This is a genomic window from Pseudomonas sp. NFACC51 (genome assembly GCF_900103575.1).
GTDB lineage: Bacteria > Pseudomonadota > Gammaproteobacteria > Pseudomonadales > Pseudomonadaceae > Aquipseudomonas > Aquipseudomonas fluorescens_Q.
Genome location: NZ_FMXH01000013.1, coordinates 17,036 through 29,169, shown reverse-complemented (window position 1 = coordinate 29,169; position 12,134 = coordinate 17,036). Strand labels below are relative to the sequence as shown.

The window sequence follows — 12,134 nt, the reverse complement described above, 5'->3', positions numbered from 1 at the left end:
CCATACGACAGAGGGTGCACACGGGCAAGGCGTCAATGTGCCATTTTTCGGTGCAGCAAGGCTATCCCCTTAGCTAGCTATCGACCTCGAAAAATTGTCGAAATCCAAGGTGATAGCCCAACGCCATGGTCTGAATCTTGCCTTGTTAACGGTCTACAACACGGCTCCTTACAAAGGAGACCGAGAATGGGAAGTTTCGCTACAGAGCTGGCCTACCGAGCCGATTTGGACAAACTTTCGAGGCCTTTTAAAAGAGCACCTGTTTCGACACTTGTGTAGAAAACGCACAAAAATAGTGCAAGGGTGTTCAGGGGAGTATGGGCATGCAGGCTTTTTTATCACCTGGAATCAGGTTGTTGGGGCATTTCGGCTTCGCCCGCAAATTCCAATTGCTGTTCCTGCTTTTTATCCTGCCGCTCATGGGCAGCCTATGGCTTATCGGCCAGGACTATCGCGACAAACTCAGCCTGATTTCCGGGGAACGCGCCGGGGTGCGCCAATTGCTGGCCCTGGATAACCTGGACAACCTGCTCACCGCGCAGCGCAACCGCGCAGCCCGCTGGCGTGCCACCGAAACCAATCGGCAGCCGACACCCGCGACGCTGGCCGCCATGGCAGCGTATGACGCAGTGCAACCGGCCCTTACCCAGGCCGCCAGTGACCTGGGCAACGCCCTGCAAACCGAAGATACCCTCGCCCGCTATCAAGCCCTGCAAACCAGCCTCAACGGTCTGGATTCGAAAAGCCTGGGCAGCGTGGGCTGGTGGCCGGATGGCTACGACCGCTTCACCGCCGCCCTCAGCGCCCTGCAAGCCTTGCGCGAACAGATGGTCATGGACAACCGCCTGACCCTCGCCTCCTGGCTGGAAACGTATTTGCTGACTCAGATTTCCACCCAACAGACGCCGGACCTGATCGAACGGGTCGGTCGCCTGGCCAGCGTTGGACAAGCCTCCGTGGTATCAGGCCAGTTCACGTTGCAGAGTCGCCTGCAACTGCGGGACCTGCGCAGCCGTATCGGCGACGCCCGGGACCAGTTGGTCAAGACCGGAGCGCTGCTGGAAACCCGCCTGCCCAGCGATCTGCAAACCTGGGCCGGACAATACCAGGGCAGCCTCAAGCACTTGGATGCTGGCCTGAAAGTGTTGGATGACGGCGTGTTCGGCGGTTCCATCAATCTCAAGCCCGAAGACTTCGAAAAACACATGGACGCCCTCCTCGCCGACCTGGCGACCCTGCGGCAACAGTCACTGGTGGCACTGGATACGCGGCTGGACCACTACCACGGTTCGGCGATTCGCCAGTTCACCCTGGTGGCGACGGTACTGGGCTGCCTGCTGCTGGCGGCGCTGTATCTTTTTGTTTGCCTGCAAGCGTCGATCCGGCGCAGCGCCAGCGGCATTACCCTGCTGGCCGAAGCCCTGCGCGACGGCAATCTCAGCCTGCAAGTGCCGGTGCAAGGGCGCGATGAACTGGCGGCCATCAGCACCGCTCTCAACGTCGCCGTGGTGCAATTGCGCAACAGCCTGCTGGGGGTCGACCACGAAACGTTGCAGTTGAGCAACGCTGTACGCACCCTCAATACCCATTCCAGCGGCGCCCTGGGCGAAGTCGAGGCCCAGCAGATGCAGATCAGCCAGATCGCTGCCGCCGCGACACAACTGGCCGCCACCTCCCAGGGCGTGGCAAAGAGTTGTGAACAGGCCTCCGATAGCGCGCAGCAGACCCGCCGCATCGCCACCGACAGCAGCCACGACAGCCAACGCACCACGGCCAGCATCCAGCAGCTCAACCAGCGCCTCAACGAAACCGCCGCCGCACTGGGACGGGTCAGCGAACAGGGGCAACAGATCCAACTGGTGGTCGATACCATTCGTGGCGTGGCCGAGCAGACCAACCTTTTGGCCCTCAATGCCGCCATCGAAGCCGCTCGCGCCGGGGAACAGGGCCGTGGTTTCGCGGTGGTGGCCGACGAGGTGCGCAGCCTGTCGCAACGCACCCAATCCTCCACACAACAGATTGCCGCCACCGTCGACAGCCTGCGCGCCACGGTCAACGAAGCCGTCAGCCTGATGGAAGCCGCCTGCGGCCAGGCCCAGACCGACGCCCAAGCCGTCACCGGTCTTGGCGAACGGCTGGGAGAAATTGCCAGCGCGGTGCAAAGCGTCACCGATACCCTGGCGCAAATCGCCACCGCCGTGGATGAGCAAGCCAGCACCGCCGACGAGGTCAGCGGCAATATCCAGCAGGTCGACCAGGCAGCAATGCGTTTGCTTGAAGGCGCAAGGGCCGTGAACCTGGCGGCGGATACCCTGAGCCAGGGAAGCCGGGCTCTGAGTGCCAACACAGGGAGATTTCAGCTCGGTTGATAGCGATTTGCTGCGAGGATTGTTAAGCGGTTGAAAGCGCAGAGAAATATTTCAGATTTACGCTTGACACATCTTCGTTACCGGCGAATAATGCGCGCCACTTGGCTACATAGCTCAGTTGGTTAGAGCATAGCATTCATAATGCTGGGGTCCGGGGTTCAAGTCCCTGTGTAGCCACCAAGTCCTGTTCAACGATGTTTTCGAACGTCTTTGAACAACAAGAAGCCCGCCTAGTGCGGGCTTTCTTGTATCTGGAAATCCATTCCGCTCTACGCGCATCCTTCACATCCTGTATGCCCCCCATGTCTGCCTCAGTAGAAAGCATACATGGATGAAGCGCAGCGATATCAAACGCCGTCCCCTCTCCGATAGCCGCCAAGAAAGCTAGGAAAGCTGCGGAGATAGAAGCCACAAACGACCCCCTCGAGGCCTTGGCTCGTAAATGGCATTCCTCTCGCTTGGGCGGCTGGGATCTCGACACAGCGAAGAGGATTCTCGGAGCCTTGGAACGTCACGTGTTCCCTTCTCTAGGAAAACGTTGATGAGGGACGTCTAAACGCCCCATGTCGCAGAGGCGAAGCTCATAGAAAGCCTTACGCCTTGAAAAAATCACAACACTGGAGATAATGATAAGAATTATCATTCAGTACACTCCAATGACCCACATTGCGCTCGCTTCTTCCAGTGCTCGGCAGACGGTTCTGCACAGTCTTTTTGGCGACCATCATGGTTGGTTGCTGAGTCGCCTGCGGGCGCGGCTTGGTTGTACTCATGATGCCGCTGACATGGCTGCCGAAGTGTTCGTTCAGGTTGTCGCTTTACCTGAGCCGCAGGCGATACGCGAACCTCGGGCGTTGCTTACGACCATTGCCAAGCGACTGATGTACGACAGTTGGCGACGGCGCGATCTGGAGCGTGCTTATCTGGAAGCGTTAGCGTTGCAACCTCAAATGTTTGAGCCCTCTCCCGAAGTACGTGCTTTGGCGATTGAAGCGCTCCTTGAAATCGATGCCTTGCTCGCCGGTCTTTCTGCGCGAGCCCGTACTGCATTTCTGTGCAGTCAGGTGGACGGAATGAAGTACGCCGACATTGCCGAGTTGATAGGGGTCTCGACCATTCGAGTACGTCAATACGTGGCCAAGGGTTTGAAACTGTGCTGCCAGAATCTGATGCGCAAATGAAGCACACACGCTCCGCAGTCGATGAAGCTATCGAGTGGACGGCCTGTATGCGCTCAGGCGAAGTCATGGCCGACGAACAAAAGGCGTTTGACGCCTGGTTTGCCAACCCGACGAATGCGCAGGCATGGGAGAAAGTTCAGGTCCATTTGGAGGCAACCTTCCCACCCCTCTTGCGTGGCTCGGACTCACAGGTACGCCGGGTGCTGCAAACCCCTGATCTGCAGCGACGTCGCTTGCTTCGTGGGGCGCTGGTGTTCGGCGGTGTCGGCATCGGTGCAACACTGATTGGCCGGCAGAGTACGCTGTTCTCTACTATCGGAGCCGATTTGCGGACCGCTACGGCCCAACGGGGTGATTTCAATCTGTCGGATGGCAGCAAGTTGCGGTTGGATGCACGCAGCGCGGTGGATATCAATTTTACTGATAGCGAGCGCAGCCTGCTGCTGCGTGCCGGAAAGCTGATCATTGAGGTCAGTGACGACCCTCGGCCTTTCGTAGTGCAAACGTCCCACGGATTTGCACGCGGCGCTGGCGCTCGGTTCATGGTTTCGCTGCAGGGCGATTCGACCCATGTATGGGGCATGCGGTCCAGCCTCTGCATCGGTCGCCTCAACGATCGTTGTTCAGCACTCCAAAGCGGCGAAGGTGCCCGACTCGACTCGAAAGGCATCACGCCACTGGCGGCTAATCGTAAAGGTGAGAGCAGTTGGGAGAGCGGCAAACTAAGTGTGGATGACTGGGCGCTTGGGGAGGTGATCGAGGCATTGCAGCCTTACCGACGCGGGGTGATCCGCATCAGTACGGCAGCGGCCCGGCTTCGTGTTTCCGGCCTGTTCTCCTTGGATAACAGTGAGCGTGCACTGAACTCGCTGGAGCAGATTCTGCCCGTACGCATCGAGCAGTACCTGGGGTTCTGGACCCAGATCGAACTGCTCGGCTAAGTTTTTTTCATCTGCCCTGTATCGCTTTTTCAGTCTCGTTGGACATAGGCATTAACCGCTAATAAAAGCGCAGCCGCCAACACGGAGTTACCTATGTCCAATCGTTTTAACACTACGCGCAGGCTGACGTCTGTGTGCTTTTCTGTATTGCTGGCTCAAGGATACGCTTCGACCAGCTTTGCGGAGTCGGCTTCGACGCAAAGCCAATCGCTACAAAACTTCGACTTGCCAGCCGACTCCCTGGTGGCAACCCTCGACCGCATAGCCCGCCAAAGCGGTCACGAAATCGTGTATGTGCCGAATCTCGTTGCCGGGCTACGTGCTCCGGCCATCAAGGGAACAATGAATGCCGAGCGAGCGGCACAAATCGCGATTGAAGGCAGCGGATTGTCAGTACGCACGACCTCGGATGGAACCTTGACGCTGGACGCCCTCGGCAGCATGACGCTACCGGCACAGTCGATCGTCGGAATGCAGACCGAAGCACCCACCGTGTCGGTGGGTACCAAAGTCCCGTTGCGTCTTCGAGAGGTGCCGCAGACGATCAACGTGATTGGCCAGGAGCGTATTCAGAAGCAAAATCTCTATACCCTCGAAGATGCTCTGGGCAAGGTCGGTGGTGTAACCGTGCAGCGAATCGACGCCAGCCGTCTAAGTTTTTTCTCCCGGGGTTTCGAAATGACCTCGCTGCAATTGGACGGTACGCCGACCACCATGGACAACAGGGTGTTCCTGTCACCCGACCTGACCATGTATGACCGCGTCGAGGTACTCAAGGGCCCGTCTGGCAGCCTGACCGGTGCAGGCGGCCCCGGCGGTAGCATCAACCTGATACGCAAGCGACCGTTGGCCGAGGCAGCTGCTTCGGCGGAAATCAGCGCCGGTTCCTGGGACGACTATCGGGGCATGGTTGACGTCACCGGCCCGTTGACCGAGAGCGGTAATGTGCGGGGACGCCTGGTGCTCAGCGAGCACGACGAAGGTTACTACTACGACAGTGGCGGCAAGCGAGAGTCGAATCAAGTCTATGGCATTGTCGATATAGACCTGACGCCAGACACAGTCTGGACAATCGGTGCGAGCAATCAGAACACCGACATCCGTGGCGCCCAACGCTCCCTACCGGCCTATCGTTACACTAATTCAGCCGGTGAAGCCGCGATGTCACTGCCGAATGCATCGCGCAAGAACTTTTACGGTGAAGACTGGAACCGCGACTACTTCTGGAGTACCGCAGTTTTCACCGAACTCGAGCATCAGTTGGGCGATGGCTGGAAGACCAGGTTGTCGCTGCGGCACGCCGATAACAATTACGATTTGACACAGGCTTACGCACGTAATGGCGGCGGCATCGACCCTGCGGACAACTTGGTGTCAATGAACTCGATCATGTTCGATTACCGCGAGAAACAGGACGAGGCTGACGTATATGTCGATGGTCCGTTCAACTTCCTCGGGCGTGAACATACAGTGCTGGTGGGCGCCAACTATTCGCGCTCCGAGTTCGCCTCCAACGGCGGCTACTTTTCAAATTTCCTAGGGAACGTTGATCTCGTTAACCCGCAGCCCGACTTTGCCTACCCGGCCTTTCCTGATTCGGACAAGTTGCCGACCAGTGTTGCCAACACCCGCGCAAAAGCGCTTTACAGCAACATGCGCTTGAGCCTTTCCGACCCTCTGACGCTGGTACTCGGCGGGCGCGTGACCTGGCTTGAGATGCACCGCAGTCAGCACCAACCCGAGGCCGGCTCACCGTCGGAAAAAAGCGGCGATAGTGTGTCGCAGAAGTTCACTCCGTTCTACGGGCTGATCTACGACCTCAATGATAACTACTCGGTGTATGCCAACTATTCCGGCGTATTCCAGCCACAGGCTGTCAGCAATCTGGACATCAACAACAACATCATAAAGCCGCTGGAAGGCAAGCAACATGAACTGGGTATCAAGGGCGAATTCCTCGATGGCGCATTGAACGCCTCGTTGGCAGCGTTCCAGATCGAAGAAGAGAATCGCGCAATTCCGGATATGAACGATCCGAATGCACGGGCCGTGGTTGCCAGCGGCAAGGCTCGGACCCGTGGGTTCGAGGCTGAGCTGAGTGGACAGATGACTCCCGACTGGTTCCTCAGCGCGAACTTTACCCATACCTACAAACGCTATGACAGCCCCAACGAGCAGTTGCAGACCTACCTGCCGAAAAACATGTTGCGGGTGTGGAGCCTGTACAAACTGCCCGGCGAGTTGGAGAAGTGGAGTGTCCAGGGTGGCGTCAGCGTGGTCAGCGAGACCTATAATAAGCTGGATGTCCCTGGCATCGGCATGAACGGCACCAAACTCCGCCAGGGTGGATACGCTCTGTACGATGCGGGCATTGGCTACCAGATCACGCAAAACTTCTCCGCTGATCTGCTCGGCACCAACCTGACCGACAAGAAGTACTTTCAGCGGATCAACACTTTCCAGGACGGGAATATCTTCGGTGACCCCCGTGCCGTGTCCATGACACTGCGCGCCAAGTTCTGATTACGATTGCCTGTCACTCACCCGGCATACTTCGGTATGCCGTTTTTTATCGGCTACACGCTCTGCGATCCGGGAGTTGGGGTGAGACAAACAGCGTCAAAACAACCAAGGAAAAACCTAGGCCCACAGCGTACCGCGTGGCTAGTGCTGGTGTTGCTGCTCAGTTACCTATCGTGCTGGGCGCTGAACGGCTTTTTGGCGTTGTGCCTAGTGCATTGGCGTGTGCAGCCCAGTGAAGCGGTGCTAACCAGTTCGATCACCAGTTTCTTGCTCTTTCCATGGCTGGTGTTGTGGTTGTTCAGTGCGCCACATGCAACGCGCAACGGCTTGCTGGTGGTGAGTGCACTGCTGGCGATGTGGGCAAACACCCGCTATCTGGCGGGAGGCGCCTGATGTTCACGAGTGTTCGGCAGGCGTTGCTGTGGATGCATCGATTTGTCGGCATCGGTTTTTCCGGGCTGCTGCTGATCGCATTTTTCATGGGTAGCCTGGCGGTTTATGACCGTGAGCTGGATAGTTGGATGCTGCCGCACATTCGCCTGGCACCAATTGACACGCCCTTGTCACTGGATCACCGGGTGGTCCCCCACATAGCCGGCTTGACGCAGGGCAAACCGCTGATGCAGTGGTACGTGGAGCTGCCCGATGAGCGCCGGCCAGTGGTGCGATTTCAAGCCTGGACCAAGGACCGTCAGGGCTTCAGTCGTTTTCTGGCGCCGGCCGGGGACCGCGCGCTGCCCGAAGCCGGAAGCCTCGGCGGCGACTTTTTCTACCGAATGCATTACACCCTCAATATCAACTTCTGGAACATCGGTGCGCGCCTGCTGGGCCTTGCCGCCATGCTGGGCATAATCGCGTTGATTGCCGGCGTTTGTATCCATGCGCGCCTGTTTCAGGATCTGTTTACATTGCGAGCCGATAAGTCGCCCAGGCGGCTGTTGGACATGCACAACCTGACCGGTGTGTTTACCCTGCCTTTTCAAGTGGTCATCCTGTTGTCGGGAGTGCTGATCCTGTTCCCGCTGTATCTCCCTGCCGGCATCCTGGCGGTGTACCTGGACCAGCCCGGTAAGTTCGGTCAAGAGGCGGACGCAGCCTACAGTCGCCCGGCATCGGGCATACCGGGGTCATTGGCCTCGCTGGACCGGATGATGGCGCAAGCCCGATTGCACTGGGGCGATGGCGAGCCGGCGTTTGTCCGGGTCTGGCACCCCGGGGATGCCAATGCCTACGTCGAGATCAGTCGCTCCTTGGCTGACCGCATGAGCCAGGATGGGCAAACCCTGTACTTCGATGGCACCAGCGCAAGGCTGCTACATGAGTCCCGATTGCCGGCCGCCGCCGCGAGCTTCAAGTTTCTGGCCGGATTGCATGTGGCGCATTTTCAGCAGCAGTGGTTGCGCGCCTTGTATTTTTTTGCCGGTTTGAGTGGTTGCGTGATGCTCGGCAGTGGCCTGTTGTACTGGCTGGAAAAGCGCCGCCTGCAGTACGCTGCCGGGCAATGGGGCGTGGTGTCGATGACACTGCTCAGCAGCGCGCTGATCACTGGAATGCCACTGGCCACCCTGGCCATGCTAGTGGTCAATCGATGGCTGCCGATCGACCTGGTTGACCGGGCCCAGTGGGAAACCACAGCATTTTACTGGGTCTGGGTGTTGGCGGCTGTGCATGCCCTGTTAGTTATCTTGCGCTCGGCGCAATCACGGGCGCCATGGGCCGCGCACCTTTTGCTGATCAGCGCGTTGGCGCTACTGGCTGTGCTCTCCAATGCTTGGAGTACGGGCGATCATCTCTGGCGGGCAATGAACCACAAGCTATCGGCGGTGGCGGGGGTGGATCTGGCGTTGATGATCATCGCGTTGCTCGCGGGAATCATGGGTAGGCGCTTGCTCCGTCACAAGCGCTCGGCAAGGTGACAAATGGCTTATTGGTTATCGAGCATCGCTGCGGTCTGCTTAATGGTATTGGGGCTCTGCGCATTGGCGCTAAGTCAAATCACTCACTTGCGCAGGGTTACGCTTCAACGGCAGTTACTCGGAACACGCGTGTTACGTTGCGGCGCAACGCTGTTGCTCGCATCAAGTCTACTGATGAGCCTGTCAAGCCAAGGGTTTGTCATGGGAGCGGTAATCTGGACTCTGTCTATCGCTCCCTCAGGTATTGGCGTGACGATCCTTCTCTGTTGGTACAAGCATGAGAGAAAAAAGTAGTCAAAAGTCGGCAGCTTGTAATGCCTGCATGTATGCCTGAGTAAAATTAAAAGCACTAAACTATTTATATACAGTGCGTTTAGGAATCTTGTTCAAATGACTGTGTACACCAAGTACTAAAAAAGGGGCTGCTGCGCAGCCCAGCGGGAGCAAGCTCCCTCGCCACGGTGCAGCTGGGCAAGCCGGAAATCAAGGCGACCAGCCTTGTGTTGATTTGCGCCCCACGCCTCGCATCGCTACAGTCGATCTCTATACCCCCAAGTCCACGGATGGAGCGACACGTGCTTACAGATCTGAAACCGAACCTCCATCGCCTGTCAGCCGTTTCGCTGCTGGCTGTCGCTCTAACACTCGCGGCCTGTAAGGCGCCACCCTCCTCCACAGCGACACCGGCATTGCCCGCTCCACCAGAGGTCGTCTCCGGCTTCCGTACCGATCTGCAGACCCGCTACGCCGACAAGCACATGGCGGCCGCGGCCAACCCGTTGGCGGCCGAGGCCGGGCGGGAGATGTTGCGACGCGGGGGCTCGGCCATCGACGCGGCCATTGCGATGCAGGCCGTGCTGACCCTGGTGGAACCACAATCCTCCGGCATCGGCGGTGGTGCATTCATTGTGTTGTGGGACGGCAAGGCTGTGAGCACTTATGACGGGCGCGAAACGGCACCGGCTGGCGCCACCGAAAGGCTTTTCCTGCAACCCGACGGCAAACCCATGCCCTTTACGGCGGCGCAGATCGGCGGTCGTTCCGTGGGTACACCGGGGGTGTTGCGCGGGCTGGAATTGGCCCATCGCAAACATGGCCGCCTCAAATGGGCGACGCTGTTCGAGCCGGCCATCACGCTGTCGGAACAGGGCTTCGCGATCTCGCCCAGACTGCACTCGCTGATCGCCGCCGACGCCTCCCTGCCGGGTTCGCCAGACATGGCCGCTTACTTTCTCAATGCCGATGGCAGCCCGAAGGCGGTTGGCACCGTGCTGAAAAATCCAGCATTGGCCGGCGTGCTCAAGCGCATCGCCAACGAAGGTCCCGACGCGTTGTACAAAGGCCCGATCGCCGAGGAGATCGTCGCCAAGGTACAAGACCACGCCAACCCCGGCAGCCTTTCGCTGAACGACCTCCAGGGCTACACCGCGCGGGAACGAGCACCGTTGTGCACCGACTACAAGCGCTGGCAAGTCTGCGGCATGCCACCACCGTCTTCGGGCGGGGTTGCCGTGGCGCAGATCCTCGGGACGTTGCAGGCCCTGGAACAGCGCGACAGCCACGCAGCCCTCGCACCTTTGAAACCCGTCAAGACCGACAAGCCCGCCGGCATTGAACCCATCCCCGAAGCGGTGCACCTGATCGCCGAAGCCGAGCGGCTGGCCTATGCCGACCGCGCCCAATACATTGCCGACCCCAATTTTGTCGCCGTGCCGCTCAGCGGCTTGGTCGATGCCGGGTACCTGGCCAGCCGCGCCAGCCTGATCGGCCCTCGTAGCATGGGCGTCGCCAAGCCCGGCACACCACCGGGCATCCAGGTGGCCTACGCCCCGGACCGTTCCCCCCTGCGTATTTCCACCTCGCAAGTGGTGGCCGTGGATGACCAGGGTGGCGCCGTGTCCATGACCACGACCGTGGAATCGGCGTTCGGCTCACACTTGATGGTCCAGGGCTTCATGCTCAACAACCAGATGACCGATTTCTCGTTCATCCCCGAAGAGAATGGGCAAAAAGTCGCCAACCGCGTCGAACCGGGCAAGCGCCCACGCTCGTCCATGGCACCGACGCTGATCTTCGATCGTCGGGGGGAATTGGTGGCCGCTGTCGGCTCCCCCGGTGGCTCTCAGATCATCGAATACGTCGCCAAGTCAATGATTGGCCTGTTGGATTGGGACCTCGACCCGCAAACCGCCATCAACCTTCCCAACTTCGGCAGCCGCAACGGCCCTACCGAACTGGAGCGGGGCCAATTCAGCCCGGCGCTGATCCAGGCGCTGAAAGACAAAGGCCATGAGGTGAGCGAAATTGACATGACCAGTGGCACCCAGGCGATTGTCCGGGTGCGCGATGCGCAAGGGAAAACCACACTGGCTGGCGGGGCGGATCCACGGCGTGAGGGTCAAGCGCTGGGGGATTGATCAACCTCGCTCTGGGGCTGATAGACCAGTAGATCGGCGGGCTGACATTGCAGATAACTGCAAATGGCTTCGAGGGTCGCCAGGCGTATACCCTTGACCTTTCCTTGCTTGAGCAAGGAAAGGTTGGCTTCGGTAATGCCTATGGCGGCGGCGAGGTCCTTGGATTTGACCTTGCGTGTCGCCAGCATTACATCGAGTTGAATCACGATAGGCATGGGGTTCTCAAACGAAAGTTCGGTTTTCTAAGTCGACTTCACTGGCTTGGGACAGGATCCGGGCAATGATCGCAATACAGGCCGCAAGAAACAAAGCCACAAAGGAGGGGGCGGTAATACTGAGGGTCAACAATCGTTGGCCAACCGGCGCATGGATTGTCATCAGCAGGCTGAGAAACGGCTCGCACAGGAAATCCAACAACACCCACAGCGCAACCGCGCGCCCGACCTTGCCCAGATAGACAGCCGCTTCGCTGGAAAAATACTGGCCATGGGCATACCGCTTGAACAACTGCCGCAAGTTGGCCAGGCCAGCCGCCAACGCCAACAAAGGAATACTCGACAGCAAAATGCCGCCTAGCGATTGCCAGCCGGTCAAGTGCAGCGCCTCTTCGGACAAACTCGACAGCTGTCGTTCGGTCAGGGCAAATCCCAGACCGTATCGTGATGCAACATCAGGAAAGAGCCAGGCCGCGGCATTGACGGCCATCATCGCGACGATGAAGAAAAGCGTTATGGCAGCCATGCGCTGGCTGTACAGGGCAAGACGATTCGTACGCATGTTGAGGCTC

The 12,134-nt window shown here is 58.9% G+C and carries 10 protein-coding genes, 1 tRNA gene and 1 pseudogene; 10 read left to right on the top strand and 2 right to left on the bottom strand.

Annotated features, from left to right (window positions below; all coding sequences use genetic code 11):
• Positions 1 to 323: 323 nt before the first annotated feature.
• From BLT00_RS22730 to ggt, 10 genes and pseudogenes are all read left to right on the top strand, one after another.
• On the top strand, positions 324 to 2,369 hold the full coding sequence (locus BLT00_RS22730) for a methyl-accepting chemotaxis protein (RefSeq protein WP_092149634.1): 2,046 nt from the start codon (positions 324 to 326) through the stop codon (positions 2,367 to 2,369).
• Between the two features lie 103 nt (positions 2,370 to 2,472).
• A tRNA-Met gene (locus tag BLT00_RS22725) sits at positions 2,473 to 2,549 on the top strand.
• A gap of 182 nt (positions 2,550 to 2,731) precedes the next feature.
• Positions 2,732 to 2,908: pseudogene (locus BLT00_RS32605) on the top strand (integrase); the annotation flags it as partial.
• Between the two features lie 117 nt (positions 2,909 to 3,025).
• The gene (locus BLT00_RS22720; RefSeq protein WP_092149682.1) at positions 3,026 to 3,550 is read left to right on the top strand and encodes a sigma-70 family RNA polymerase sigma factor; all 525 of its coding nucleotides are present in this window, start codon (positions 3,026 to 3,028) and stop codon (positions 3,548 to 3,550) included.
• Positions 3,547 to 4,491, top strand: a complete 945-nt coding sequence (locus BLT00_RS22715; protein WP_092149638.1) for a FecR domain-containing protein — start codon at positions 3,547 to 3,549, stop codon at positions 4,489 to 4,491. The genes BLT00_RS22720 and BLT00_RS22715 overlap by 4 nt, the downstream gene beginning before the upstream one ends.
• Before the next feature lie 243 nt (positions 4,492 to 4,734).
• A complete protein-coding gene (locus BLT00_RS22710; protein ID WP_256572787.1) occupies positions 4,735 to 7,014 on the top strand; it encodes a TonB-dependent siderophore receptor in 2,280 nt (759 codons plus the stop codon).
• A gap of 36 nt (positions 7,015 to 7,050) precedes the next feature.
• Positions 7,051 to 7,407 carry a hypothetical protein gene (locus tag BLT00_RS22705; protein ID WP_256572681.1) on the top strand — a complete coding sequence of 119 codons (357 nt, stop codon included), beginning with the start codon at positions 7,051 to 7,053 and terminating at the stop codon, positions 7,405 to 7,407.
• Positions 7,407 to 8,930: a PepSY-associated TM helix domain-containing protein gene (locus tag BLT00_RS22700; RefSeq protein WP_092149647.1), complete on the top strand. Its 1,524-nt coding sequence runs from the start codon at positions 7,407 to 7,409 to the stop codon at positions 8,928 to 8,930. Before BLT00_RS22705 ends, BLT00_RS22700 begins: the two co-directional genes overlap by 1 nt.
• Before the next feature lie 3 nt (positions 8,931 to 8,933).
• Positions 8,934 to 9,224 (top strand): DUF3325 family protein, encoded by a 291-nt coding sequence (locus BLT00_RS32600; RefSeq protein ID WP_092149650.1) that lies wholly within the window; start codon positions 8,934 to 8,936, stop codon positions 9,222 to 9,224.
• Between the two features lie 269 nt (positions 9,225 to 9,493).
• Positions 9,494 to 11,347: a gamma-glutamyltransferase gene (ggt, locus tag BLT00_RS22690; RefSeq protein ID WP_092149653.1), complete on the top strand. Its 1,854-nt coding sequence runs from the start codon at positions 9,494 to 9,496 to the stop codon at positions 11,345 to 11,347.
• Here the strand turns inward: ggt and BLT00_RS22685 are convergent.
• Entirely contained in the window at positions 11,329 to 11,562 is a 234-nt protein-coding gene (locus BLT00_RS22685) for a helix-turn-helix domain-containing protein (protein ID WP_063324371.1), read from the bottom strand. The genes ggt and BLT00_RS22685 overlap by 19 nt on opposite strands.
• A gap of 7 nt (positions 11,563 to 11,569) precedes the next feature.
• On the bottom strand, positions 11,570 to 12,124 hold the full coding sequence (locus BLT00_RS22680) for a DUF2975 domain-containing protein (protein WP_092149656.1): 555 nt from the start codon (positions 12,122 to 12,124) through the stop codon (positions 11,570 to 11,572).
• Between the last annotated feature and the right edge of the window lie 10 nt (positions 12,125 to 12,134).